The sequence below is a fragment of the Mycolicibacterium aichiense genome, assembly GCF_010726245.1.
GTDB lineage: Bacteria > Actinomycetota > Actinomycetes > Mycobacteriales > Mycobacteriaceae > Mycobacterium > Mycobacterium aichiense.
The window spans coordinates 2,535,024-2,560,062 of record NZ_AP022561.1 but is presented as its reverse complement, the minus strand read 5'-3'; the positions used below and the strand labels follow the sequence as shown (position 1 = coordinate 2,560,062).

At 67.8% G+C, this 25,039-nt stretch carries 22 protein-coding genes; 10 read left to right on the top strand and 12 right to left on the bottom strand.

Annotation, left to right across the window (positions count from 1 at the left end; genetic code table 11):
• Positions 1-82: 82 nt before the first annotated feature.
• Positions 83-3,859, bottom strand: coding sequence for a bifunctional nitrate reductase/sulfite reductase flavoprotein subunit alpha (locus G6N32_RS12340; RefSeq protein ID WP_232077617.1), 3,777 nt, complete (start codon positions 3,857-3,859; stop codon positions 83-85).
• Positions 3,860-3,983: 124 nt separating this feature from the next.
• On the opposite strand from G6N32_RS12340, the gene G6N32_RS12335 reads away from it, so the two are divergent.
• The 3 genes from G6N32_RS12335 to G6N32_RS12325 all read left to right on the top strand — a co-directional run bounded on the left by G6N32_RS12335 (position 3,984) and on the right by G6N32_RS12325 (position 6,469).
• Positions 3,984-4,595, top strand: a complete 612-nt coding sequence (locus G6N32_RS12335) for a TetR/AcrR family transcriptional regulator (RefSeq protein WP_115319845.1) — start codon at positions 3,984-3,986, stop codon at positions 4,593-4,595.
• An 84-nt stretch (positions 4,596-4,679) separates the two neighbouring features.
• Positions 4,680-6,242, top strand: a complete 1,563-nt coding sequence (locus G6N32_RS12330) for an MFS transporter (protein ID WP_115319844.1) — start codon at positions 4,680-4,682, stop codon at positions 6,240-6,242.
• A 35-nt stretch (positions 6,243-6,277) separates the two neighbouring features.
• Positions 6,278-6,469 carry a hypothetical protein gene (locus G6N32_RS12325; RefSeq protein ID WP_115319843.1) on the top strand — a complete coding sequence of 64 codons (192 nt, stop codon included), beginning with the start codon at positions 6,278-6,280 and terminating at the stop codon, positions 6,467-6,469.
• Here G6N32_RS12325 and G6N32_RS12320 read toward each other — a convergent pair.
• On the bottom strand, positions 6,466-6,879 hold the full coding sequence (locus G6N32_RS12320; RefSeq protein ID WP_115319842.1) for an SRPBCC family protein: 414 nt from the start codon (positions 6,877-6,879) through the stop codon (positions 6,466-6,468). The two genes, G6N32_RS12325 and G6N32_RS12320, sit on opposite strands and share 4 nt — an antisense overlap.
• Positions 6,876-7,268: a MerR family transcriptional regulator gene (locus G6N32_RS12315; RefSeq protein ID WP_115319841.1), complete on the bottom strand. Its 393-nt coding sequence runs from the start codon at positions 7,266-7,268 to the stop codon at positions 6,876-6,878. Before G6N32_RS12315 ends, G6N32_RS12320 begins: the two co-directional genes overlap by 4 nt.
• 56 nt (positions 7,269-7,324) lie before the next feature.
• On the opposite strand from G6N32_RS12315, the gene G6N32_RS12310 reads away from it, so the two are divergent.
• Together G6N32_RS12310 and G6N32_RS12305 are read left to right on the top strand one after the other, a co-directional pair.
• Entirely contained in the window at positions 7,325-7,768 is a 444-nt protein-coding gene (locus G6N32_RS12310) for a PPOX class F420-dependent oxidoreductase (RefSeq protein WP_115319840.1), read from the top strand.
• Between the two features lie 72 nt (positions 7,769-7,840).
• Entirely contained in the window at positions 7,841-8,647 is an 807-nt protein-coding gene (locus tag G6N32_RS12305) for a transglutaminase-like domain-containing protein (RefSeq protein ID WP_115319839.1), read from the top strand.
• A 9-nt stretch (positions 8,648-8,656) separates the two neighbouring features.
• Here the strand turns inward: G6N32_RS12305 and dnaE are convergent, their stop codons facing one another.
• A complete protein-coding gene (dnaE, locus tag G6N32_RS12300; RefSeq protein WP_115319838.1) occupies positions 8,657-12,202 on the bottom strand; it encodes a DNA polymerase III subunit alpha in 3,546 nt (1,181 codons plus the stop codon).
• Between the two features lie 69 nt (positions 12,203-12,271).
• Here dnaE and G6N32_RS12295 point away from each other — a divergent pair, with 69 nt between their 5' ends.
• Together G6N32_RS12295 and G6N32_RS12290 are read left to right on the top strand one after the other, a co-directional pair.
• Positions 12,272-12,643 carry a DUF202 domain-containing protein gene (locus tag G6N32_RS12295; RefSeq protein WP_115321116.1) on the top strand — a complete coding sequence of 124 codons (372 nt, stop codon included), beginning with the start codon at positions 12,272-12,274 and terminating at the stop codon, positions 12,641-12,643.
• Positions 12,640-12,969, top strand: a complete 330-nt coding sequence (locus G6N32_RS12290; RefSeq protein ID WP_115319837.1) for a DUF202 domain-containing protein — start codon at positions 12,640-12,642, stop codon at positions 12,967-12,969. Before G6N32_RS12295 ends, G6N32_RS12290 begins: the two co-directional genes overlap by 4 nt.
• On the opposite strand, the gene G6N32_RS12285 is transcribed toward G6N32_RS12290, so the two are convergent.
• Entirely contained in the window at positions 12,966-13,562 is a 597-nt protein-coding gene (locus G6N32_RS12285) for a SecDF P1 head subdomain-containing protein (RefSeq protein WP_115319836.1), read from the bottom strand. The two genes, G6N32_RS12290 and G6N32_RS12285, sit on opposite strands and share 4 nt — an antisense overlap.
• A gap of 27 nt (positions 13,563-13,589) precedes the next feature.
• Complete coding sequence (locus tag G6N32_RS12280) at positions 13,590-14,825, bottom strand: Rv1490 family membrane protein (RefSeq protein ID WP_115319835.1); 1,236 nt, start codon at positions 14,823-14,825, stop codon at positions 13,590-13,592.
• Positions 14,826-14,849: 24 nt separating this feature from the next.
• Here G6N32_RS12280 and G6N32_RS12275 point away from each other — a divergent pair, with 24 nt between their 5' ends.
• On the top strand, positions 14,850-15,884 hold the full coding sequence (locus G6N32_RS12275; protein ID WP_115319834.1) for a polysaccharide pyruvyl transferase family protein: 1,035 nt from the start codon (positions 14,850-14,852) through the stop codon (positions 15,882-15,884).
• Here G6N32_RS12275 and rarD read toward each other — a convergent pair.
• The 3 genes from rarD to lspA are packed head-to-tail and all read right to left on the bottom strand — an operon-like array spanning position 15,860 to position 18,272.
• Positions 15,860-16,762: an EamA family transporter RarD gene (gene rarD, locus G6N32_RS12270; RefSeq protein WP_115319833.1), complete on the bottom strand. Its 903-nt coding sequence runs from the start codon at positions 16,760-16,762 to the stop codon at positions 15,860-15,862. The genes G6N32_RS12275 and rarD overlap by 25 nt on opposite strands.
• Positions 16,759-17,685 (bottom strand): RluA family pseudouridine synthase, encoded by a 927-nt coding sequence (locus G6N32_RS12265; protein ID WP_115319832.1) that lies wholly within the window; start codon positions 17,683-17,685, stop codon positions 16,759-16,761. The genes rarD and G6N32_RS12265 overlap by 4 nt, the downstream gene beginning before the upstream one ends.
• A complete protein-coding gene (lspA, locus tag G6N32_RS12260) occupies positions 17,685-18,272 on the bottom strand; it encodes a signal peptidase II (RefSeq protein WP_115319831.1) in 588 nt (195 codons plus the stop codon). Before lspA ends, G6N32_RS12265 begins: the two co-directional genes overlap by 1 nt.
• Between lspA and G6N32_RS12255 the strand changes: the two genes are divergently transcribed.
• Complete coding sequence (locus G6N32_RS12255) at positions 18,271-19,188, top strand: asparaginase (RefSeq protein ID WP_115319830.1); 918 nt, start codon at positions 18,271-18,273, stop codon at positions 19,186-19,188. The genes lspA and G6N32_RS12255 overlap by 2 nt on opposite strands.
• On the opposite strand, the gene G6N32_RS12250 is transcribed toward G6N32_RS12255, so the two are convergent.
• The 3 genes from G6N32_RS12250 to G6N32_RS12240 all read right to left on the bottom strand — a co-directional run bounded on the left by G6N32_RS12250 (position 19,153) and on the right by G6N32_RS12240 (position 24,423).
• Positions 19,153-20,514 carry a DNA polymerase IV gene (locus tag G6N32_RS12250; protein ID WP_232077769.1) on the bottom strand — a complete coding sequence of 454 codons (1,362 nt, stop codon included), beginning with the start codon at positions 20,512-20,514 and terminating at the stop codon, positions 19,153-19,155. The two genes, G6N32_RS12255 and G6N32_RS12250, sit on opposite strands and share 36 nt — an antisense overlap.
• A gap of 52 nt (positions 20,515-20,566) precedes the next feature.
• Complete coding sequence (gene ileS, locus G6N32_RS12245; protein WP_115321115.1) at positions 20,567-23,686, bottom strand: isoleucine--tRNA ligase; 3,120 nt, start codon at positions 23,684-23,686, stop codon at positions 20,567-20,569.
• 233 nt (positions 23,687-23,919) lie between these two features.
• Positions 23,920-24,423 carry a hypothetical protein gene (locus tag G6N32_RS12240; protein ID WP_147292022.1) on the bottom strand — a complete coding sequence of 168 codons (504 nt, stop codon included), beginning with the start codon at positions 24,421-24,423 and terminating at the stop codon, positions 23,920-23,922.
• A gap of 224 nt (positions 24,424-24,647) precedes the next feature.
• Between G6N32_RS12240 and G6N32_RS12235 the strand changes: the two genes are divergently transcribed.
• Entirely contained in the window at positions 24,648-25,004 is a 357-nt protein-coding gene (locus tag G6N32_RS12235; protein WP_115319827.1) for an XRE family transcriptional regulator, read from the top strand.
• The last annotated feature ends 35 nt before the right edge of the window (positions 25,005-25,039 follow it).

Genomic DNA, 25,039 nt, shown 5'->3' with positions numbered 1-25,039 from the left:
GAATTCTTTGTTGCGCCTTCACACCTGCGCGGTGATCCCGATGTCACAACTCGCTCACTTTCGGCGCGGGGCCGCGGTGAGGTCAGTACACGTCGCGCAGATAGCGCTTGGTGGCGACTAGTTCGCGCTTGTAGTCGTGGGCGGCTTCGGCATCCAGGCGCCCGTGGGTGGCGATGATCGTGCTCAGCGCGGCGTCCACGCCGGTGGCCATCCCGTCGGCGTCGCCGCACACGTACACATGCGCACCGTCCTGCAGCCAGCCCCACAGCAGCGCCCCGTTGTCAATCATCTTGTTCTGGACATAGATTCGCTTGGGCTGGTCGCGCGAGAACGCGAGGTCGAGCCGGCTCAGCACGCCGTCGGAGACCATCTCGGTGAGGTCGTCGCGGTAGTAGAAGTTCTCGGTGCGGTGCTGATCGCCGAAGAACAACCAGTTGCGCCCGGTGTGCCCCAGTGCGCGGCGCTCCTGTAGAAACCCGCGAAACGGCGCGATGCCGGTGCCGGCACCGATCATCACGATCGGCGCGCACCGGTCCTGCGGCGGGCGGAAATGCGGTGAGCGCTGCAGAAAGATCGGAGTGGCCGCATCACCCGCCCGGTCGGCCAGGTAGGTCGAACACACGCCCCCGCGCCGAGCCCCGTCCGGTCCGGCGTAGCGCACCACCGACACGGTGAGTTGCACCTCGTGCGGGCTGATGAGCGGGCTCGACGAGATCGAGTAGAACCGCGGTGTCAACCGCACCAGCGCGTCCTGCCACTGCTGCGCATCAGCCCGTACGCCGAAGGCGCGGATAGCGTCGATTCCGTTGCGCCCCAACCGCCATGACTCCAGGTCGGCGAGTGCCGACCGCAGATGTTTGACCACGGCCTTGTCGGTGGCGGTGCCGGCGAGGAACGTCACCAGGTTCGGGGTCAGCCGACAGATGTCGTAGCTGGTGGTCAGCGCTTCCCGCAGTGAGCATTCCACACCGTCGACCTCGACGACGTCGTCACCGGACAGGCCGGTGACCGACAGCCATTCCGCCACGTCGTCGTCGTCGTTGATGGGCATCACTCCCAGCGAGTCGCCGACCGAGTAACCGACGTCGTGCTCGGAGATGTCGAAGCCGAACTCCCGCACCTCCTTGGCCGCCGAACGTGGCGTCAGCCGGAGGTTGCGGCTGAGCTTGGCGTGGATGGGATTGGCCCGGGTGAATCGCCTCGGCGTCGAGACCGTCGGGATGGACGGCACCGCAGCCGGATTGACGAGGGCGACGATTCGCCGGATCCAACCATCGACGGTGTCGTCGTCGTGGATCTCGGTGTCGTGGCGGTCGAGAAGCCGGCGGCCACCGAGTTCGGCCAGCCGGGTGTCCAGTGCCCGAGCGTGTCCGCAGAACTGGCCGTACGAGCGGTCGCCGATGCCCAGGACGGCGAATTCCAGCCCGTCCATGGTGGGGGCATCCGGTGCGCCGAGCCGGTCCCAGAAGGCGGCACCGTTGTCCGGTGGGCCGCCGTCACCGAAGGTGCTCGTCACGACGAACACGTTCCTGACGCCGGCCAGCCGGCTCGGGTCGACATCGGCCATTGCCGCCAGTTCGGCGTTGATGCCCTGTGCCGCAAACTCATCCACCAGCCGGGTGGCGAGGTCCTCGGCGTTGCCGGTCTGCGATGCCCACAGCACCACCGGTCCGGTGCCCGCCAGGTGCGTTCGGTCAAGGCGCGCCGGGACCGGGGGCGCACCGACCGGGTGCAGGCGCACCGCGCACACCTTCAGTTCCGGCTGCAACGAGTCCGGATCGACAGCATCGGTGGTCACCGCGTTGACCGTGACCTCGCGGCCGTGTACGTCGTTCCAGTGGAACGGCGCGAAGCAGTTTCCCGGCCGTACCCGGTCGGTGACGACGGCGGGCAGCACCGCGCGTCCGCGCCGCGACGACACCTGCACGGGTTGGCCGTCGAGAATGTCGAGAGCGGCGGCGTCGGCGGGGTGGATCTCGACGAAGGGGCCGTTGTCGAGTCGGGTGAGCGTGTCCACCCGACCGGTCTTGGTCATGGTGTGCCACTGGTGCGGCAGACGGCCGGTGTTGAGCAGCAACGGGAAAGCATCCTCGGGGCACTCGTGCGGTTCCATGTGCGGCCGGGCGTGGAAGACGGCACGGCCGGACGGAGTCGCGAAGGTCAGCACTCCGTCGGCGAGGTAGCGGATCGGGTGCCGGTCATCGGTGTCGCCCGGCGGGCACGGCCATTGCACCGGCGTTTCCCGCAGCCGTTGATAACTCACACCCCGGATGTCGTATCCGGTCCGGGGATTGGCGAAACCGCGGATCTCGTCGAAGATCTGTTCACTGGACTGATAGTCGAAGTGTGCACCGAATCCCATCGCAGCGGCGACCTGGCAGATCAGCTGCCAGTCGGGCCTGGCCTGGCCCACCGGCGAAACACATTGCCGGACAAGGGTGAGGTTGCGTTCGGAGTTGACCATCACGGCGTCGGACTCGGCCCACAACGCCGCGGGCAGAACCACGTCGGCGTAGCGGTTGGTCGCGGTGTCGGCGTAGGCATCCTGGGTGACCACGAGTTCGGCGGCCTGCAGTCCGGCGATCACCGACGCGCGGTTGGGAACGCTGGCCACCGGGTTCGTACAGATGATCCAGCAGGCCTTGATGTCGCCGGCGGCCATCCGCTCGAACATGTCGATGGTTCCGCGGTTCACCTCGGTACGGATCGTCGCGGGTTCGAGGCCCCACATCGCTTCGACGAACGACCGGTCCTCGGCGGAGGCCACTGAGCGCTGACCGGGCAACCCCGGCCCCATGTAGCCCATTTCGCGGCCACCCATCGCGTTGGGCTGACCGGTGAGTGACAGCGGACCGCTGCCGGGCCTGCAGATCGCGCCGGTGGCCAGGTGCAGGTTGCAGATCGCGTTGGTGTTCGAAGTGCCGTGGGTGCTCTGGTTGAGCCCCATGGTCCACAGCGACATCCACTCGCCGGCTTGAGCGATCATCGTTGCCGCACAGCGGATGTCGGACTCGGGCAGGCCGGTGAGCTCGGCCACCGTGGCCGGTGGATAGTCGGCGAGGAATTCGGGCATGCCCGCCCAACCCTCGGTGTGCGTTGCGATGAAATCGTGGTCGATGTCGCCGGATTCCACCAGCAGATGCAGCAGCCCGTTGAGCAGCGCCAGGTCGGTGCCCGGCCGGATCTGGAGGAAGAGGTCGGCCTTGTCGGCCGTGGCGGTGCGCCGTGGGTCGACGACGATCAACTTGGCCCCGGCCCGCAGCCGATCCGCCATTCGGAGAAACAGAATCGGATGGCAATCGGCCATATTCGCGCCGATGACGAAAAACAGCTCCGCACAGTCGATGTCGGTGTAGGAGCCGGGCGGACCGTCGGCTCCGAGCGATTGCTTGTAGCCGGTCGCGGCACTGGCCATGCACAGTCGCGAGTTGGACTCGATGTTGACCGTGCGGATGTAACCTTTGGCGAGTTTGGTGGCGAGGTACTGCGCCTCGAGCGACATCTGGCCGGAGACGTAGAGGGCGACCGAGTCCGGGCCGTGCCGCGCGACGATGTCCGCCAGGCGGGTGCCGACCGTCGCCACTGCCTCGTCGACCGGGGCGGCTTCGAGCTCCTCGCCGCGGGCGCGCCGGATCAGGGCAGTCATCGCGCGACCGTCGGCACTGCCCATCAGCTCGGCATGAGTGGCACCCTTTGTGCACAGGCGACCCGAGTTGGTGGGGTGAAGCCGGTCACCGACAACACTGGCGATGACCGGACCTCCAGGTCCGGGTGTGGTGCGCACCTCGATGCCACACCCGACGCCGCAATACGAGCAGGCGGTGCGGATGTGGTCGGCACACTCTCTCCCGGAATCCACGGCGCAACAGTGCCCGGCGGACATTACGGGAGGCGCCGAGGCGCGTTATCGCGACGATAAAGCGCGCTCACATCGTCGGCGACGCCGGTGTGAGAACTCGCCCGGCAATGTAAGACTTGTCAACATGGCGACCGCCTCCTACCACCACGGAAACCTGCGGCAGGCCCTTCTCGACCACGGCGTCGCGCTGGCCAGGGCGGGTGGGCCGGACGCGGTGGTGTTGCGCGACGTCCAGCGCCTGGCCGGGGTGAGCAACTCGGCTGCCTATCGGCACTACGCCGACCGGCGGGCGTTGCTGGCGGCGGTGAAAGCGACGGTGATGGCTCAGCTCGGTGCGGCGATGGTCGAGGCGATCGACCACGTCGCAGACGACGGTCCCGCCACCGACCGGGCGTTGGCCCGGTTGCGCGCCACCGGCCAGGCTTACGTCGACTTCGCCGTGGCCGAGCCGGGGCTGTTCCGCACCGCGTTCGCCCCGGACGGCACCGAACCCAGCGAAGAGACGGTGCCGCCTGGGTTACATCCGTTCCAGATCCTCCGCGGCTGCGTCGACGACCTGGTGGCCGTTGGCATGCTCGCGCCGACCCGACGCGACGGCTTCGACGAGGCAGCGTGGGCGGCGGTCCACGGTGCTGCGACGTTGTTTCTGGACGGCCCGCTCGGCATGGCGGGAACCGACCGACAGCACCTGATCACCCGACGCCTGCTCGACGCGTTCGGCGACAGCCTGCGGTAGGGCCTTTCGGCCAATGTTGACAGCGTCAACTTCGGCTGGCATGCTCCGAGATGTTATCGCCGTCAACATAAAGGGGCGCTGCCCATGTCCATCGACACTTCGCCCGCCCCGGCTCAGACCGGCGCCCCGCGGCCAGCCCGGCCGGTAGCGATCCTCGTGGTCGTGCTGGTCGCCGCCCTCGCGATCAACGTCGAGACAACGATCGTCAATGTCGCTCTGCCGACGCTGAATTCGGCCCTCGGCGCGTCGACCCGGGCGCTGCAGTGGATTGTCGACGCCTACAACCTCGCCTTCGCGGCACTGGTCCTGGCGGGCGGCACCATTGGCGACCGGTTCGGCAGGCGAGGCACGCTGATCGCGGGCCTGACGTTGTTCGCGGCGAGCAGCGTCGGCGCCGCCCTGTGCACGTCGACGGGACCGTTGATCGGCATGCGGCTGGTCATGGGCGTGGCCTCGGCACTGATCTACCCGACGACGCTGGCCATCATCACCGACACCTTCCGCGATCCCCGGCACCGCGCGGCGGCCATCGGAGTCTGGGGTGCGGTCACCGGGCTCGGCGTGGCCATCGGGCCCATCCTGGGTGGCGCTCTGCTCGAGGTGTTCTGGTGGGGCAGCCTGTTTCTCGCACTGGCGCCGATCGCGGTGGCCGCCGCGGTGGCCGCCCCGATCGTCATCCCGGCCTCGACGCCCGGTGGACAACATCGGCTGGATCGCGGCGGGCTGGTGCTGTCGGTCGTGATGCTCGGCGCGCTGGTCTACACGATCATCGAGGCACCCGACCGCGGGTGGACCAGCGTGCCCACGCTGGCAGGATTCGCCGTCACGCTCGTCGCCGCGGTGAGCTTCGCCTGGTGGGAACGCCGCCAATCCGACCCACTGATCGACGTCAGCCTGTTCACCAACCTGCGATTCAGCGCCGCCAGCGGCGCGGTGACCGTCGCCTTCTTCGCCCTGTTCGGGTTCATCTTCCTGATCACCCAGTTCATGCAGCTGCTGCAGGGCAACAGCCCGCTGGAGACGGGCGTCCGCATCCTGCCCGTCGCCCTGTCCATCGCCGTCGGCTCGATCCTCGGCACCCGGTTGGCGGTCACCAGGATCGGTACCAAAGTCGTTGTCTTCGTCGGGCTTCTACTACTGACCGCGTCGTTCGGGTGGATCGCCGCCAGCGACCTGGCGATTACCTACCCGACGATGGCCGCACAGATGGTGCTCCTCGGCGGCGGGCTGGGATTGACCACCGCGCCGGCCACCGACTCGATCATGGGCGTGGTGCGGCCCGAGCAGGCCGGGGCCGGGTCGGCGGTCAACGACGCCACCCGCCAGGTCGGCGGCACTCTCGGCGTGGCGGTCATCGGCAGCATCTTCTCCACGCTGTACATCCGGCACCTGGCCGACAGCCCGGCGGTGAACGCGGTGCCGCAGGCCGCGCAGGCGACCGCGCGCGAAGGGCTGGCCCAGGGCCTGGCGGTGGCGGGCCAGGCGCCGCCACCGGTCGGCGCCGCCCTGCGCGGGGCCGTGGACACCGCGTTCCTCGCCGGACTGCAGGCCGGGTGTCTGACCGCCGCGGGCGTCTGCCTGGCCGGGGCACTGTTCGTGCTGGCAGTGCTGCCGTCGCACCCGAAAGCCATAGTCTCCGAATCTTAGGTTTCGGGTCACCGAAAATACGGTATAGTCGAGCCATGACGAGCATGGATCTGGTGCAGATCGCGGGTGTTCCGTGGCCGCGCTACAAGCTCGTTGCGCTGGCGCTCGGCATGATCGTCTTCGCCGTGGTCGGCATCGTCACGATGAGCGCCGCCCCGGCCGTGCTGCTGGCCGCCGGCACCTCGACCGCGGTATGGCTGGCATTCGGACTGCGCCGCAGGCGCTAACGCTCCAGAACTCGTTTCAGGGTCGCCAGGTCGGCCGCCACCGCAACCCCGTCGGCCGCGTACTCCTCGTCCGACATCTCCGGCCTGCGCCGCAACGTGAACACCACCTCGCACCACTGCTCGCCGGCAGGCACCACGCGCAACGGATTGAACACCGGCTCACCCGACGGCAGATTCACCACGTGGTCGAGCACGCCGAGATCGTTGGCCGGGGTGAACTCGATCGTGATCTCCCCCATCGGTGACTGCGCGACCCAGGTGTCGCCGACCTTGGTCAGCTCGCTCGTCGCCAGGCCGGCCGCCCACTGCGGCAAATGAGCCGGATCGGATGCGTAGCGATACACCTCGAGCGCCGATCTGTTGATCCAGGCGCTGATGTGCCGGGACTCGTTCGGGATGGCATCGATCATGGTTTCTCCTCGGCGCAGTGAATCCCGCACGTACAGGTGTCGATCGACGGACAGGTGCAGGTCATCGCCCACTCGATGATCCCGCGAGCCCGGGCCAGCGTCGCCAGCTGCGCGTCGATATCGGCCAGCTTCGCCTCGGCCAGTGCGCGGCTGGCCGGCCGCCCAGGGACATCGTCGCGCAACAACACGGCGATCTCGTCGAGGGTGAACCCGGCCGCCTTGCACAACCCGATGACCTCAAGCCTGGTCAGCACGGCGCCGTCGTACCGGCGCTGCCCGCCGGCCCGCGACGGCACGGGCAGCAGCCCGATCTTCTCGTAGTAGCGCAGCGTGGTCGCCGCCACGTCGGAGCGACGGGCGACGTCGCCGATGGTGAGCGCAGTGGTCATGGCACCTTCCCGGACTGCTTGACTTGGAGCCAACTCTAAGTCCTTCACTGGACACCATGGATACTTTGCGCGCCAGCCGCTACGCCCAGCTGCGGACCTTCCGCCGGGACGGCAGCGCCGTCGATACCCCCATCTGGTTCCACCTCGACGGCTCCACCCTGGTGTTCCGCACCAAGGTGGGGCCCAAGACCACGCGGATCGTCAACGACCCCCGGGTGCAGCTGCGGGTGTGCGACTACAAAGGCCGCGTGCCCGGCTCCGCTCCCGCCTTCGACGGGCACGCCAGCCTGCTGTCGGGCGCCGAGGCCGAACGGGCCAACCGGCAGCTGCACGCGCGGTACGGCTGGCAGTACAACCTCATTCCGCTGCTACCGCTGCCCGGGATCACCAACGTCGACGCCGGCCTGCCGTGGCGGGAGAAGTGGCGGCGGGTCCGCACCCGGACCGTGTGGCCGGGCAGCGCGATCGTGCGGGTGGAGCTGCCCGGCCCGCCTCGCTGAGCGACAACGGTCGCGGGCCATTAGGGTGGGCTGATCAACGGCACACGGGTCCAGCGAAGGTGGTGCGCGTAAGTGCTCAAACGCGACGTGGGTGCCGAGCTCGAGGTAGCGGTCACTGCGCCAACGACTTTGGAGTTCCAGATCGCGGTTGTACCGCTTCCCGGCATACAGCTCACCGAGACGCTGGAATACCGATTCAATGGAAAACTGGTCAGCCCTGACGAGATCATCGGCGACCACGGCACCCGCATTCACCGCTTCGATGCCGGCGAGGGGACGGTGACCGCCTCGTACCGGGCCACCGTCGAGGGCCGCGCCGAACCGCCACCCGTGCGCGACATCGATCTCTCGACCTATCTACGGCCCAGCCGGTACGCCGAGGCCGACAAGTTCTTCGGCTATGCCGCCACCGAATTCGGCCAATACGCGAACTCTGCCGCGCTGCTGGAGAAGGTGTCGTCGTGGGTGGGCGCACGCCTGAGTTACGTTCCGGGGTCCAGTGATCCGATCGACGGCGCGGCGGACACCCTGCTCGCGGGTGCCGGTGTCTGCCGTGACTACGCGCATCTGGTGATCGCGGTACTGCGCGCGGTGAACGTCCCGGCGCGACTGGTCGCGGTGTACGCGCCGGGCTGCGACCCGATGGACTTCCACGCCGTCGCCGAGGCGTTCGTCGACGGCGCCTGGCAGGTCGTCGACGCGACATGCCTGGCACCACGTCAATCGATGGTGCGGATCTCCACCGGCCGCGACGCCGCCGACACCGCGTTTCTGGACAACCACAACGGCGCGATCACACTCAACAACATGGACGTCACCGCAGTCGTCGACGGCACGTTGCCGATCGACTCGGTGCACGAGTTGGTGGCGCTGAGCTGACCGGCCGGGCTAGCCGCCGAGGCAGCCGGGCCCGAGCAATGCCTTGAGGTCACCCATCAGCGCCGAGGACGGCGTGACCCGCAGCGACTGGTCGAGTTCCAGCGTCGTGATCCGGTCACCGCTGATCAGCCTCAGGTGCACCTGTGCGGTACCCGGATGGCGAGCCAGCACCTGCTTGAGGGCGCTCACCTTGTCCATCGTGCACTGCCGGGTCGGCAGGCTCACCGCAAGGGGCCGGTTCGCCTGTGCGCCCGAGAAGTCCGGTACCACAAGCTCGTTGGCGATCAGGGAGATTCGGTCGTCCTGGATGCGTACCTTGCCGCCGACGAGCACCACCGCGTCGTCGGCGATCTCGGCACCGAACAGCGAGTAGGTCTGCGGGAAGAACATCACCTCGATACCGCCGGTGAGATCCTCCAACTGTGCTGAGGCCCAGGGCATTCCGTTCTTGTTGACCCGACGGTTGACGCCGGCCAAGATGCCGCCGACCCGAACCTGGGTGTCGTTGGCGACATCACCGCCGAGGATCGCCGGGATCTGAGTATCGACCTGCGCGTTGAGCAGGTGTGCCACCCCGTTGAGCGGATGGCCGGATACGTACAGTCCCAGCATCTCCCGCTCGAGAGCCAGCTTGTGCTTGTCATCCCACTCTTCGTCGGGAACCCGGATGGTGAACGCCGAGTCCCCCATACCGCCGTCATCTGAGCCACCACCGAAGAGATCGAATTGCCCGATCGCCTCGGCTTTCTTGGTGCCCAGCACGGAGTCGACGGCATCGGTGTGGATGAGGAACAAACCCTTGCGGGGATGTTTGAGCGAGTCGAAAGCGCCTGCCTTGATCAGGGATTCGGTGACCTTCTTGTTGCAGGGCGCAATATCGATCTTGTTCAGATAGTCGGAGAAGTCGGTGAACTTCCCCTTCTCGGCGCGGGTGGCGATCAGCGAGCTGACCACGTTGGAGCCAACGTTGCGGATCGCGCCGAGCCCGAACCGGATGTCGTCGTCCACCGACGCGAAGTTCTGCACCGACTCGTTGACGTCGGGCGGCAGCACGGTGATGCCCAGCCGGCGGCAGTCGGCGAGGTAGACCGCAGCCTTGTCCTTGTCGTCACCGACCGAGGTGAGCAGCCCGGCCATGTACTCGGCCGGGTAGTTCGCCTTGAGGTAGGCCGTCCAGTAGGACACCAGCCCGTAGCCGGCGGCGTGCGACTTGTTGAACGCGTACCCGGCGAACGGCAGGATGGTGTCCCACAGCGCCTTGACGGCCTTCTCGGAGAAACCGTTGGCCGTCATCCCCTCCTTGAAGCCCTGATACTCGGCCTCGAGGACCTCGAGCTTCTTCTTGCCCATGGCTTTTCGCAGCGCATCGGCCTTACCCATCGAGTAGGAGGCGACCTTCTGTGCGATGAACATGATCTGCTCTTGGTAGACGATCAGACCGTACGTCTCGGACAGGATCTCCTTGAGCGGCTCCTCGAGCTCAGGGTGGATCGGCTTGATCGCCTGCCGGTTGTTCTTGCGATCGGCGTAGTCGTTGTGCGCGTTCATGCCCATCGGGCCGGGCCGATACAGGGCCAGCACGGCGACGATGTCGTTGAACTCGGTGGGCTGCATGCGCCGCAGCAGGTCCCGCATCGGGCCGCCGTCGAGCTGGAACACGCCCAGGGTGTCGCCCTTGCCCAGCAACTCGTAGGCCTTGGGGTCGTCGAACGGCAGCGAGTCCAGATCCAGGTCGATACCGCGGTTGGCTTTGATGTTCTCGATGCAGTCGCCGATGATCGTCAGGTTCCTCAGACCGAGGAAGTCCATCTTCAGCAGGCCGATGGCCTCGCACGACGGATAATCCCAGCCGGTGATGATCGCGCCGTCCTGCGGCCGCTTCCACAGCGGAATCGCGTCGATCAGCGGCTGCGAGCTCATGATCACCGCGCATGCGTGCACCCCGGCGTTGCGGACCAGGCCCTCCAGTCCGCGGGCGGTCTCGTAGATGGTGCGCACGTCGGGATCGGTGTCGATCAGCGCACGGACTTCGGCGGCCTCTTTGTACCGCTCGTGGGTCGGGTCGGTGATACCCGACACCGAGATGTCCTTGGCCATGATCGGCGGCGGCAGCGCCTTGGTGATCCGGTCGGCGATCGCAAAACCCGGCTGGCCGTAGTGGACGCGGGCCGAATCCTTCAGTGCGGCCTTGGTTTTGATGGTTCCGAAGGTGATGACCTGGGCGACCCGGTCACTGCCCCATTTCTCGGCGGCGTAGCGCACCATCTCACCGCGGCGGCGGTCGTCGAAGTCGATATCGATATCGGGTGCCGACGGGCGTTCCGGGTTGAGAAACCGCTCGAACAGCAGGCCGTGCGGGATCGGGTCGATATTGGTGATGCCCAGCGCGTAGGCAACCAGTGACCCGGCCGCCGAACCACGGCCCGGGCCGACCCGGATGTCGATCGACTTCGCGTAGTTGATCAGGTCGGCCACGATCAGGAAGTACGACGGGAAGCCCTTGCCGCAGATGACGTCGATCTCGTAGCTGGCCCGCTCGGTGTACTCCGGTGGCACCGCATCCGGGAAACGCCGCCGCAGACCGGCTTCGACCTCGTGACGCAGCCAGCTGCCCTGGTCGTGGCCGTCCGGGACCGGGAAGATCGGCATGCGGTCGGTGGGTGCCCACACGTCGGCGTAGGACTGGACCCGCTCGGCGATCAGCAGGGTCGAATCGCAGGCCTCGGGCACCTCGGCATCCCACAGCGCGCGCATCTCGGCGGCCGACTTCAGGAAGTAACCGTCACCGTCGAACTTGAAGCGGTTGGGGTCCGACAGCGTCTTACCGGTCTGGATGCACAACAGTGCTTCGTGGTTGTGCGACGCATCCCGGGTGACGTAGTGGCAGTCGTTGGTGGCCAGCGCGGGGATACCGAGCTTGCGGCCAACCTCCAGCAGACCGTCCCGAACACGCCGCTCGATCGACAGCCCGTGGTCCATCAGCTCCAGGAAATAGTTCTCCCGCCCGAAGATCTCCTGCCATTTGGCGGCCGCCGCCAGTGCCTCGTCCACATGCCCCAGCCGCAGCCGCGTCTGCACCTCACCGGACGGGCAGCCGGTGGTGGCGATGATGCCCTCGGCATGCTCGGCGATGATCTCGGCGTCCATCCGGGACCACTTGCCGAGCTGGCCCTCGAAGGAGGCCCGGGTGGACAGCTTGAACAGGTTGCGCAGGCCGGTGGCGTTCTCGGCGACCATCGTCATATGGGTGTAGGAGCCGCTACCCGAAACGTCGTCACTCTTCTGACCCGGGTCACCCCACAGAATGCGGTTCTTGTCGAACCGCGAGCCGGGGGCGATGTAGGCCTCGATACCGATGATCGGCTTGATGCCGACCTTGGTGGCCGCGTTGTAGAACTCGCTGGCCCCGAACATGTTTCCGTGGTCGGTCATGCCGATGGCGGGCATTTCGAGGCGCTGCGCCTCGGCGAGCATGGGCGAGATCTTCGCGGCACCGTCGAGCATCGAGTACTCGGTGTGGTTGTGCAGATGTACGAAGGAGTCGTTCTTACCCATAGGCCCGTCAGTCTAGGGCCGCCGACCGACAGGCTTCGGCGTGTCGCGTACGTGTCTAGGGTGATCTTCATGTTCGCGTCCAAGCCCCCGCTGCGCAGTGTGGGCAGCGACCCCGACTACCGGTTCACCTTGGCCAACGAGCGGACCTTTCTGGCCTGGTTACGGACCGGTCTGGCGCTGCTGGCCGGGGCGGTGGCGCTGGCCAGCCTGGTGCACGATTTCGGGCCGCGCCCGTTCCGGATCGTGATCACGGTGCTGCTGCTGGTGCTGTCGCTGGTGGTCACCACCGGCGCGTATGTCCGGTGGGATCGCGCCGAGCGGGCCATGCGGGAGAAGCGGCCGCTGCCGACCGACCCGCTGCCCCGGATCATCGTCTCCGGGGCGGCGATCATCATCGCGGCCGCCGCGGTGCTGATCTTCCTCGCTGAGTTCGGCCGGTGAGCGAGAACGCGGACGTCACTGCGGTGGCCGAGCGCACAGCTCTGGCGTGGCAGCGTACGACCATCGGAGTACTGGCGATCGGTGCCCTGTTGGTGCGGTGGAGTGTGGTCGAACGGTTTCCGCTATGGCCGGCCATCGTGCTCACCACGGCGGCCGCGCTGGCCAGCCTGGTTCTGGTCCGGCGGCGCTACCAACGGGTCCGCGCCACGGTGTCGGCCGGGCAGACGCCGCTCTCGCGCTACTTCGTCCCCGGGGCCACCGTGGTCATGCTGCTGCTCGTCGCCGGTGTGGGCGCGGCAATGCTCGTGGAGTACAGCCGCCTCTAGGCTTCGTCTTTGAGCATGCGGGCGATCTCGCGCGCCTGCTCCTCGGTCACGTCACCGGAGAGCTGCAGCACCTCGCCGTCGATCCGCTCGGTGATCTTCGGCGCCCACACCACCAGGTTGGACCGTACGAAAGCCACCTGCTGATCGATATGGGACGCGGTGAAATCGGCGAACGCCCGCGCCGACTCCGGAGTCATCGTGACCTGCACCATCTGCTTGGCGGTCAGCGGGTTCAGGAACGAGTCGACGTCGGTGAGCTGAACCGTCAGCGCCTGCGGCCCCAGCTCGTACACCGCGGACTTGACGATGTCGCAGATCCGCAGCGGCGCCTCGGGCGGCGTCGGAGGCGGTGGGTCGCAGTCCCCGGGCCGGATCACAAACGGCCCGCCGGTCACCGGCCGCAGTGACAGCGGCTTGATGGTCAGCGGAGGTGGAGTGGTGGTCGTGGTCGTCATCGACGCGGCGTCCTGCCGCTTGGTCAGGACGCCGGGGGTGAGCAACACCCCGAGGACCGGAACGACGATCGCGGCCGCGGCCAGCGCCGCCACCACGGCGATCATGATCCGCCGGTTGCGGGGGGACTTGTCGGTCATGCGCTCCTCGATCTGAATGTCATTGGTTCACATGGGAACCGGTGCGCCGAAGCCGGGGATGATCCCGATCGGGATCACCGCCAGCAGAACCGCGCCGACAGCGAACACGATCAGCGTGCGCCGAGTCGGTGGCTCATCGATTTCGGGCTGGTCGCGGGTGTACAGCAAAAAGACGACCCCGAGGTCGAAGGCGATGATCACCCACCACCGGACCCAGTCCACCCCGGTCGCGAACACCGGCAGGATCATCACGATCCCGACCAGCATGGCCAGCGGCCTACCCCGCAGGATCGCGGTGTACCGCCGGATCGGAACGCCCGCAACATGACTGATCGCCAGCATGCCGACGATCAGCGTGACCACTCCGTAGACGGTCGAACCCGCCAGTGCGACCACGCCGATGCTGCCGACGAATCGCAGGCCCTCGCTGAAGGTCATGTCGAACAACGGCAGGAAGGCCCGACAGAACCAGTCGTGGTAGTCGACGTAGTAGTGGAATCCGCTCAGCAGCTGGCCGATGGTCGGTTTGCCGGCCAGCGGATGGTTCATCGGCCCGTGCTGCACCAGCTGACACAGCTGCGGGGACACCTTCTGCCTGCCGAATGCGGCCAGCGCCAGCGCCACCAATATGGACGGCCCGAGCGCCGCCACCGCACTGGCCCAGAATGCCTTGGCGTGCAGATGCCGCGCCAGCACCGTGAGCGCCGACAGCACGCCTAGCCCGAACAGGAACGGCGTCGCCTCGTGGATCAGCGTCAACACCGCAAGCGTCAAACCGTAGACAGCACTGGCGATTACGGTCGCACGAGCGGTCGCGATCCTGGTCAGCGCGACCGCGAAGAAGGCCAGCGCCGCGCCACCCAGCAGATCGGTACGTGCGGAGAACAGCGCGAACGCCAACCCGAACGGCAGCACCGGGATCAGCAGGGCGATCAGCCGGCGTCGCTGTGACCGGCCGGACCTGACGGCGACAGCCCAGGCCACCGCCGCGAGGCCGGCGACGAAGGCCGCCGTCGGAATCCAGCGCAGCACAGCCAGACCACCGAAGTAGTGCGCGGGGCCGAACAGCCCCAGCAGCTCGCCGGCGAGACCGCGCCGGATGAAACCCACCGAGTAGTCGATCGCGAAGTAGGAATACCAATAGCCGTCGGGGACCACCGTGATCGCCAGCGTCAAAAGGACCGCGGCCCACAGCACCAGCAGCGCCGTGAACGTGATGAAGAAGCCGCGCCTGCTCCCGGTGTCGACCGCGGTGCTCGGCATCGGATGAGTATAGGGTCGATCCACGTGAGCCAAGACGCGACGGTCGCCTATCTGGGCTTCCACGACAAGGACAATCTCGGCGACGACGCGATCTACGACGCGGTGAAATCCCAGCTCCCCGGGGTCACATTCGCCGACATTCCGCGGTTGGCGCACGAATTCGTCTTTCCCCTCGGCGCGGCCCTGCACCGGGCGCGCACGCCCAGCACGCTGGTGATGGGCGGTGGAACGTTGGTCGGGGTCCGCTACTTCCGGCTGCTGGCCAGGGCGGGCCTCGCGGTGACCAAGAACAACGGCAAGTACGCGATCGGCGTCGGGGTGCAAGACCCTGGCTATGCCGGGCGGGGCAGCGGATCGGGCAACGACGAACTGACCAAGTGGAAACCGATCCTGGCCGGGTTCGACTCGGTGTCGGTGCGCGGGCCGCGCAGTGTCGAACTGCTCGCCGACATCGGGCTGACCGCCCAGGTGACCGGAGATCCGGCGCTGATCCTGCCGCGGCCCGCGGTGCCGGTCGAGGACGGCCTGATCGGGGTCAACCTCGGCTACGGCGACGACCTGTGGGGGCATGACCCGGCCGGCGTCGCCAACCACGTCGCGACCGCGGTACGCGAACTCGCGGGCCGCGGTCATCGATTCGTCGGCATCCTGATGAACCCGAGCGATCGCAAGTGGCTGGAGGTGGCCTTCGAGGGCCTCCAGGCCGACATCGTGCGGCCACCGGACGCCGCCGCGGCCGCACGGGAATTCGCCCGCTGTTCGGCCGCCATCGTCTGCCGCCTGCACGCCGGAATCCTCGCCGCGCTGTCCGACACCCCGGTGGTTTCCCTTGAGTACCAACCGAAGTGCCGCGACTTCGCGATGTCGATCGACGACGAGCGGTCACTGATCCGCACCGATCAGGTCACCGGCACCGCCGTCGTCGACCGGGTTCTGGAGTCGCTGGCCGACTCACGCGCCATCCGGGCCAACAAACGCGCCGCTGTCGACCGGCTACGTACCCAGCTGGACTCCGAGTATGGAGCGTTGCGCCGTCAGCTCGGCGTCGCGGGCGCCTGACGGGCCCGCCGCAGCGCGTCACCGCTGAACACCAGTAGCGCCAGCCAGATCAGCGCGAAACCGGCCCACCGGGCCGGCGGCATCGGCTCGTGCGCCACCAGCACGCCCCACGTCATCTGCATGGCCGGATTCAGGTACATCAGCAGCCCGAGGGTGACCAGCGGCAGGCGTTGGGCGGCGGCGGCGAAGAACAGCAGCGGGATCGCGGTGATCGGCCCGGACAGGACCATCAGCGCGAGGTGTCCCGGCCCGTTGCCGGCGAACTGGCCGTGGCCGCTGAGCTGCAGCACGACGATGTACGCGATGGCGAAGGGGGCCGCGATCGCGGCCTCCACGCCCACGCTGACCCGCGGATCGGTGGGGACCACCTTCTTGACCACACCGTAGAGACCGAAGGTCGAGGCCAGCCCGAGCGCGATGATCGGCGGGCCGCCGACCTCGATGCCGAGCAGGATCACCGCGGCCAGCGCGATCAGCACCGCGACCACCTGGGCCCGGTTGAGCCGTTCCCGGAAGATCAGCACCCCGAGCAGCACGCTGATCAGCGGATTGATGAAGTAACCGAGCGCGGCGTCGACGACATGGCCGTTGCTGACCGCGAAGATGAAGATGACCCAGTTGGCCGACACCAGCGCCGAGGCGCAGAGCAGCAGGAGCCAGGTGCGTCCGGTAATCGACCGCAGGTCGGACAACTTGCGCATGGCGACCACGACACCGGCCATCAGCACCAGCGTCCAGACCACGCGGTGCGCCAGAACCTCCAGTGCCCCAGCCGGTTTCAGCAGCGGAAAGAAAGCCGGGAACAGACCCCAGGACCCGTAGGCGCCGATGCCGTAGAGCAGACCGCTGGTCTTGGTGTCCGGTTTGGGGGCCGTCACGATTCGCCGCGCAGCACATCCAATGCGTGCTGCAGATCGGCCGGGTACGGGGCGGTGACCTCGAAGTGCCTGCCGTCGGCGGGATGGGCGAACGACAGGGACCGCGCGTGCAGCCACTGCCGTTCCAGGCCGAGCCGCTTGGCCAGGACCGGATCGGCGCCGTAGGTCAGATCGCCGGCGCAGGGGTGGTGCAGCGCGGCGAAGTGCACCCTGATCTGGTGCGTGCGACCTGTTTCCAGGTGGATGTCGAGAAGGCTTGCGGCCCGGAACATTTCGACGGTGTCGTAATGGGTGATGCTGTGCCGCCCGGTCTCGGTGACGGCGAACTTCCAGTCGTGGCCGCGGTGCCTGCCGATCGGCGCGTCGATGGTTCCGCTGGACGGGTCCGGATGTCCCTGCACCACAGCGTGATAGCGCTTGTCGACGGTGCGCTGCTTGAACGCCCGCTTGAGCAGCGTGTAGGCGCGCTCGGACAGCGCGACCACCATGACGCCCGAGGTGCCGACGTCGAGCCGGTGCACGATGCCCTGCCGCTCGTGGATGCCCGAGGTGCTGATCCGGAATCCGGCCGCGGCCAGACCGCCCAGCACGGTGGGTCCGTGCCAGCCGACGGTGGCGTGGGCGGCCACCCCCGGCGGCTTGTCGACGGCGACGATGTCGGCGTCGGAGTACAGGATCGTCATGCCCTCGATCTCTTCGGGCGTGTTCTCCGGCGGCGGCGCTTCCTCGGGGATCTGCACGTGCAGCCACGCGCCGGCCTCGAGACGGTCGGACTTGCCCGCGCGTGCGCCGTCGAGCTCGACGCCGCCGTCCTCGGCGATCGCGGCGGCGGCGGTCCGGGACAGCCCCAGCAGGCGCGCCAGGCCGGCGTCGACGCGCATGCCGGCCAGACCCTCGGGGACCGGCATCGACCGTTCGGTCATCAGGCCGTCTCGGCCTTGTCGTCGCTGGCGGCGGGCGGCTCGGCCGTGCGGCGGCCGGCCGTGTCGAAGTCGTAGCCGAACAGCGAGAGTCCGACCAGCAGGATCGCTCCGCCGACCACCGCCGGGTCGGCCACGTTGAACACCGGCCACCAGCCGATGGACAGGAAGTCGACGACGTGCCCGCGCAGCGGGCCGGGCGAGCGGAAGAACCGGTCGACGAGGTTGCCCAGCGCGCCGCCCAGGATCATTCCGAGGCCCAGCGCCCACCACGGCGACACCAGCCGCCGGCCCATCCAGAAGATCCCGATCACCACACCGGTGGCGACCAGCGTCAACACCCAGGTGTAGCCGGTCGCCATCGAGAAGGCGGCGCCGGAGTTGCGCACCAGCGTCCAGGTCACGGTGTCGCCGATGATCGACACCGGCTGGCCGGGGGTCAACCACCGCACGGCCAGCACCTTGGTGATCACGTCGAGGGCCAGCACCACGCCCGCCACCGACAGCAGCAGCCGCAGCCTGCGTGGTGGCTTGGCGCTGTCCGGAGATTCGTCGGTCACACCCCCATCATTCCCTAGTCTGTTGGGCATGCCTCGACTCGTCGTCGTTACCACCGGCGGGACGATCGCCACCAGCGCAGACGCCGACGGCGTGCTGCGGCCGGTGCACGGCGGCGCCGAGTTGGTCGCCGGGCACGATGCGCAGGTGATCGACCTGTTCACCCTGGACAGCTCGCAGCTCACGCCGGCCGAGTGGGTTCGGATCGCAGATACCGTCACCGAAGCCGCCACCGGTGCCGACGGCGTCGTCGTCACGCACGGCACCGATTCGATGGAAGAGACCGCCCTGTGGCTGGAGCTGACGTACGGCGGTGCGGCGCCGGTGGTCGTCACCGGCGCGGCCCGGTCGGCCGACGCCCCGGACGCCGACGGACCGGCCAACCTGCGCGATGCCCTCGCGGTGGCGGCCAGCCCGCAGGCCCGCGGCCGTGGCGTGCTGATCTGCTTCGCCGGGTGGGTGCGCCCGGCGCTGGGCACCACGAAGGTGGGCGGCCCCGACCTGTTCGGCGGCACCGCACCGGTGGGCCGGGTCGGCGAGGGATCAGTCGAGTGGACCGGCGGAACGGGGCGCGCCTACCTGGGTCCGATCGCCGAGGCGGTGCGCGTCGACATCGTGGCGGCCTATCCCGGCGCCGACGGCACCGCGGTCGACGCGTTCGTCGACGCCGGCGCGGCGGGCCTGGTGGTCGAGGCAATGGGCGCAGGCAACGCCGGGACCCCGGTCATCGAGGCGGTGCGCCGGGCCTGCGCCCGCGGGGTGGCCGTGGCGGTGACCACCCGGGTGCCCGGCGGCCCGACGGCGGCGGCCTACGGGCCGGGCCACGATCTGGTGCGCGCCGGGGCGGTGCTGGTGCCGCGGTTGCGCAGCAGCCAGGCCAGGGTGCTGATGACGGCGGCGTTGAGCGCGGGGCTATCCGTGGCTGACATCGTCGCCCGCCTGGGCTGATGCCCGGCTTTCCAGACTGCCGACGTACTCGGGCCAGTCCAGGCTGTCGACCGGGTTGGCTTTGACCAGGTCCGGCTGGTCGATGGGGAACGTCCGCATCACTCCGGGCCCGCTGCCGCGGGTTTCGAAGCGCACGCTGACCACGCCGTGCCCGGCGCCCTGCACCCAGCCGTGGCCGAGCTCGGGATGACGGACGTCGTCACCGATACGCCAGCCGCCGGCTTCGGGCACCGGCACCGGCATCGGCGCCCGGGTGTCCGGCGCCTCGGCGACCTCGGTCTCCAGCTGCTCGAGATCGGGGAACAGCGACTCCTGGCGGACATCGGACAGCCCGGAAAAGCCAACGCCCAGAAGGCGAATGGGGCCGACCTCGCGGGGATCGAGGAGCAGCCGGTATGCGGTGGCGGTCAGGGTGCCGAGGTTGCCGGTGGCGTACGGCAGTGTCGCCGAGCGGGTCAAGGTGCTCATGTCGGACCGCTTGAGCTTGACGGTGACCGTGCGGGCGGCGCGACCGTCGCGCTGCAGCCGCTGATGGGCGTGCTCGGCGATCGGGCCGATCGCATCACGCAACTGCTCCATGGTGGTGAGGTCGGCGGGGAACGTCGACTCGGCACTGATCTGCTTGGCCTCGGCGCGTTCGGCCACCGGGCGGTCGTCGATACCGCGGGCCAGGCGGTGCAATGCGGGACCGACGGTGGCACCGAGGATGCTGGCCGCCTCGGCGTCGGTCAGCGCGGCCAATTGGCCGATGGTGTCGATGCCGAGCCGATGCAGCTTGTCCTCGGCGACCGGTCCGATCCCCCACAGCCTGCGTACCGGCAAGCCGTCGAGCAGGGTGCGCTCCTCGTCGCGGCGGACCACCCGAAACCCGTCGGGCTTGGCCAGGTCCGAGGCGATCTTCGCGATCTGCTTGCCCGATCCGGCCCCGACGGAGGCCACCAGGCCGGTCTCTTCGCGGACCCGGCGGCGCAGCAGTGCGGCGAACTCCTCGACCTGCTCGGCACCGGCACCGGCCAGTTCGATCGGCTCACCGAACGCCTCGTCGAACGACAGCTGCTCGAGTACGGGCACCATCGCGCGCACCGTGTCGAGTACCCGCCGGCTGGCCACCCCGTAGACGAGTCCGCGGGGCGGCAGCACCACCGCGGCCGCGCCGACCATGCGCCGCGCCTGGTGCATCGGCATCGCCGAACGGGCGCCGAACACCCGCGCCTCGTAGCTGGCACCGGCCACCACACCGCGGCCGCCGAGCCCGCCGACCAGGACGGGGCGGCCGCGCAGGGTCGGGCGGGTCAGCTGTTCGACGGACGCGAAGAACGCGTCCATGTCGAAATGCAAGACCCAGCGCTCCACGCGTCGATGCTATTGGCTGGGTCCGTCAGGCCTTGGCGATCGCGACCCGCACCCCGTCACCGATCTCCACGCCCTCGTCCGGCTCGCCGAAGTCGAAGCTCGTCGCCAGGATCTCGCCGGCGATCAGATCGGTATGCGCTGCAGCCCAATCCGCCCGTTCGGCCGGCACCGACATGACCACTCGGATGCGGTCGCTGACGTCCAAGCCGCTGGACTTGCGCAGATCCTGCAGTTCGCGAATGCGGTCCTTGGCCCAGCCCTCGGCCTCCAGCTCGGGGGTGACGGCGCCGTCCAGCACCACCAGGCCGGCACCGTCGGGCAACGCCGCGGTCCACTCCGGATCGGCCGCCACCAGCTTGGCGGTGAACTCTTCGGGTAGCAGCACGGCCGGCCCCGCGGTGAGCGTGCCGTCGGCGTTGAGGACGTAATCACCGGCCTTGACGGCTTTGATCGCGGCCTGGACGTCCTTGCCGATACGCGGGCCTGCGGCGCGGGCGTTGACCGCGAGCTCGAAGCGTCCGTAGGCGGGCACGTCGTCGGTGAGCTCGACAGCCTTGACGTTCAGCTCGTCGGCGATCAGGTCCGCGAAAGGTTCGAGACTCTGCGGGTTATCCACTGCGACAGTCAGTTTCGGCAGCGGCAGGCGGACCCGCAGCTTCTTGGCCTTACGCAACGAGGATGCCGTCGAGCAGACGTCGCGCACCTGGTCCATGGCGGCCACCAAGGCCGGGTCGGCCGGAACCACGCCCGGCTGCGGCCAGTCGGTCAGGTGCACCGAGCGCTCACCGGTCAGACCGCGCCAGATCACCTCGGTGGCCATCGGCAGCAGCGGGGCCGCCAGGCGGGTGGTCACCTCGAGCACGGTGTGCAGGGTGTCGATGGCGTCGACATCTTCTTCCCAGAAGCGCGAACGCGACCGGCGCACATACCAGTTCGTCAACGCCTCGGTGAACTGGCGCAGCTGCTCGCACGCACCGGAGATGTCGCAGACGTCCATCGAGTCGGTCAGCTGGTCGCGCAGCTCGGCCAGCTTGGCCAGGATGTAGCGGTCCAGCACGTGGGTCGAATCCGTGCGCCAGGTACCGACTTTGGGCGCATACAGCGTCAGGAAGCTGTAGGCGTTCCACAGCGGGAGCAGCACCTGGCGGACGCCTTCGCGGATACCCTGCTCGGTGACGATCAGGTTGCCGCCCCGCAGGATCGGCGATGCCATCAGGAACCAGCGCATCGCGTCCGAGCCGTCGCGGTCGAACACCTCGTTGACGTCGGGATAGTTGCGCAGCGACTTACTCATCTTGGCGCCGTCGTTGCCGAGCACGATCCCATGGGACACACAGGTTTTGAAGGCCGGCCGGTCGAACAGTGCGGTAGCCAGCACGTGCAGGGTGTAGAACCAGCCGCGAGTCTGTCCGATGTACTCCACGATGAAGTCACCGGGGAAGTGGCTCGCGTACCAATCCTCGTTTTCGAACGGGTAGTGCACCTGCGCGTAGGGCATCGACCCGGAGTCGAACCACACGTCGAAGACGTCTTCGATTCGGCGCATCGTCGAGTTGCCGGACGGGTCGTCGGGATTGGGCCGCGTCAACTCGTCGATGTAGGGCCGGTGCAGATTGTCCGGACGCACACCGAAGTCGCGCTCGAGCTCGTCGAGGCTGCCGTAGACGTCGATCCGCGGGTACGCCGGGTCATCGGAGACCCACACCGGAATCGGCGTGCCCCAGTACCGGTTTCGCGAGATCGACCAGTCCCGCGCGCCAGAGAGCCACTTGCCGAACTGGCCATCCTTGACGTGATCGGGATACCAGGTGATCTGCTGGTTGAGTTCGACCATCCGGTCCCGGAACTCGGTGACCTTGACGAACCACGACGACACCGCGCGGTAGATCAGCGGGTTGCGGCAGCGCCAGCAGTGCGGATACGAGTGGTCATAGGTTTCCTGGCGGATCAGCACCGGGGCATTGACCGCGGCGGATCCCGCGCCGTTCTTCAGGTCCCGGATGATCTGCGGGTTGGCGTCGAACACGTGCTGGCCCTGATAGTCGGGCACGCTGGCGTCGAAGCGGCCCTTGGAGTCCACCGGCGTCACCGGCACGATGCCGACCGTGTCGGTGGTGGCCTTGTCGTCCTCGCCGTAGGCCGGGGCCATGTGCACCACGCCGGTGCCGTCCTCGGTGGTGACGAAGTCGCCGCGAAGCACCTGAAAAGCATTGGCGGAGTTCAGGAAATACGGGAACGGCGGCAGGTAGTGCAACCCGAGCAGCTGCTCACCGGTGACGGTGGCGAGCACCTCGGGCTCCTCCCCCAGCTCACGGGCATAGGCGGCCAGCCGGGCCTGCGCGAGTACCAGCCGCCTGCCGTCCACCTGCACCACCACGTAGGCCACCTCCGGGTTGACCGCGACGGCCTGGTTGGACGGCAGCGTCCAGGGGGTGGTGGTCCAGATCAGCAGGTAGGCGCCATCAAGGTCGGAACCGGCCTGGTTGATCCGGAACCCGACGGTGATCGCCGGGTCCTGTCTGCTCTGGTAAACGTCGTCGTCCATGCGCAGCTCGTGCGACGACAGCGGCGTCTCGTCGTTCCAGCAGTAGGGCAGCACGCGCACGCCCTCGTAGGCCAGGCCCTTGTCCCACAGCTGCTTGAACGCCCAGATGACCGACTCCATGAACGACAGGTCCAGGGTCTTGTAGTCGTTGTCGAAGTCGACCCAGCGGGCCTGACGGGTCACGTAGTCGCGCCACTCGTTGGTGTACTTCAGCACCGAGGCACGGCAGGCGTCGTTGAACTTCTCGATGCCCATCTCTTCGATCTGGGCTTTGTCGGTGATGCCGAGCTGACGCTGCACCTCGAGTTCGGCGGGCAGCCCGTGGGTGTCCCAGCCGAAGCGGCGCTCCACCTTGTAGCCGCGCATCGTGCGATAGCGCGGCACGATGTCTTTGACGTACCCGGTCAGCAGGTGGCCGTAGTGCGGCAGTCCGTTGGCGAACGGCGGACCGTCATAGAAGACGTATTCTTCGGCGCCGTCGCGCTGGGCGATGCTGGCCCGGAAGGTGTCGTCGGATGCCCAGTACTCGAGGACATCGAGTTCGAGGGCCGGGAAGCTGGGTGAACCACCAGCCGGCTTCGGGTAGCCATTCTCGGTCACGGGCGCGTTCGTCTCCTGTGCCAGGTGTCTGGACACGGGGACGACGACGCGCGGAGTGCGCGAGCGCCGCGGTACCACCCCGCTTACGCACGTAGACGTGCGTCGCTCTTGACAGGCTGTGACGGGCCCACCCGTTCGGTTCTACTCGGCCGTTTCCGCGTCGCGGCGCGGACCTTTCTTCCGAAGGCTCCCCGGTGATGGCCGGATCGGTGCCGTTGGAGGAATTCTAGCTGTCAGACGGTGTCGTATACCGGGGTGGCCTCGGACGTCACACTGATCAGCCCGAGACGGAACTGGTTGGCCAGCTCCTCGACCGTGCAGGCGTCCAGCCGGCGCGAGTCGTACCACCAGTCCATCTGCACCTCGCCGGCGCAGCGGTAGGCCAGCACGCCCAGCGCCGGACCGTCAGCGAGTTGCAGCGGCCCGAGCGACGGCTCCGGCGGCAGCCCAAGGAAGGAGAACGCGACATCGGCCGGCGCGGTGCTGAGCCGGGCTGGCGTCAGCGCGTCGCGGACCTCGGCCAACAGGTCGTCAGCTGCCATGCCTCGTTCATCGGCACAGCACAGCCGAATCGGCTGCACCGTGGTCAAGCCACTGACCGTCACGAAACCGACACCGATGGTCCGGGCGATCGCCCGGCCCAGAGCGGCCAGCAGAACTTCCTCGACACCGACCCGCGCAGCCTCGACGGCTCCGTCGAGTTCGGCGGTCAGTTCGTGGGACAGGGGCGCCGACAATCGAACCAAATCTTCTGGTCGAGGCCGGCCGGGAATCTCATCATCGACTACCCGCACATTGCTAGACGGGTAGGTCACAGGAGCAACCATGGGATCACCGTAGCGGTCGTGTCCCATAAATGGGAGACCTATCCCAGAAGTGTGACGACAGTGTCAATAAAGTTAACAATTTGTCGTATGTTGTCCGCGGTACCCAATACCGGGAGTTCGGGTTATTGTGAGGCGTGCCCAGGACGGATGAGAACGGACGCCAGCTCAAAACCCTCCTCGACTACCTCCTCGACGGGGATATCGAAGCCCGCGACATCTACGACGCGCTGGGCACCTCCAGCAGCACTTATTACCGGCGGGTGAAGGAGCACGACTACCCGAACGCCGAGGAGCTGCGACTGGTCGCCACTCGATTCGGACTGAGTTATCCCGATTTGCAAGTGCGATTCGGACTCATGAGTCGCGAAGAACTCGAGCAATATATAGAAGCTAATTCGTTTACGTTGGCGACAATTAATACTGTCACCGCGACGCGCAATCCCGTCAAATTCTCAGAATTGAAACCTCGACTCGACGCGCCTCCGCTGTAGTATTTGCTGAAGTTATTCGGGGGCGTAAGGCGACG

What these genes read in the sequence shown, in the direction of transcription:
- G6N32_RS12335 (WP_115319845.1), top strand. Translation starts at nt 3,984, where the DNA reads ATGGCGACCGCCTCCTACCACCACGGAAACCTGCGGCAGGCCCTTCTC.
- G6N32_RS12330 (WP_115319844.1), top strand. Translation starts at nt 4,680, where the DNA reads ATGTCCATCGACACTTCGCCCGCCCCGGCTCAGACCGGCGCCCCGCGG.
- G6N32_RS12325 (WP_115319843.1), top strand. Translation starts at nt 6,278, where the DNA reads ATGACGAGCATGGATCTGGTGCAGATCGCGGGTGTTCCGTGGCCGCGC.
- G6N32_RS12320 (WP_115319842.1), bottom strand. Translation starts at nt 6,879, where the DNA reads ATGATCGATGCCATCCCGAACGAGTCCCGGCACATCAGCGCCTGGATC.
- G6N32_RS12315 (WP_115319841.1), bottom strand. Translation starts at nt 7,268, where the DNA reads ATGACCACTGCGCTCACCATCGGCGACGTCGCCCGTCGCTCCGACGTG.
- G6N32_RS12310 (WP_115319840.1), top strand. Translation starts at nt 7,325, where the DNA reads ATGGATACTTTGCGCGCCAGCCGCTACGCCCAGCTGCGGACCTTCCGC.
- dnaE (WP_115319838.1), bottom strand. Translation starts at nt 12,202, where the DNA reads ATGGGTAAGAACGACTCCTTCGTACATCTGCACAACCACACCGAGTAC.
- G6N32_RS12295 (WP_115321116.1), top strand. Translation starts at nt 12,272, where the DNA reads ATGTTCGCGTCCAAGCCCCCGCTGCGCAGTGTGGGCAGCGACCCCGAC.
- G6N32_RS12285 (WP_115319836.1), bottom strand. Translation starts at nt 13,562, where the DNA reads ATGACCGACAAGTCCCCCCGCAACCGGCGGATCATGATCGCCGTGGTG.
- G6N32_RS12280 (WP_115319835.1), bottom strand. Translation starts at nt 14,825, where the DNA reads ATGCCGAGCACCGCGGTCGACACCGGGAGCAGGCGCGGCTTCTTCATC.
- G6N32_RS12265 (WP_115319832.1), bottom strand. Translation starts at nt 17,685, where the DNA reads ATGACCGAACGGTCGATGCCGGTCCCCGAGGGTCTGGCCGGCATGCGC.
- G6N32_RS12255 (WP_115319830.1), top strand. Translation starts at nt 18,271, where the DNA reads ATGCCTCGACTCGTCGTCGTTACCACCGGCGGGACGATCGCCACCAGC.
- lspA (WP_115319831.1), bottom strand. Translation starts at nt 18,272, where the DNA reads ATGCCCAACAGACTAGGGAATGATGGGGGTGTGACCGACGAATCTCCG.
- G6N32_RS12250 (WP_232077769.1), bottom strand. Translation starts at nt 20,514, where the DNA reads ATGGACGCGTTCTTCGCGTCCGTCGAACAGCTGACCCGCCCGACCCTG.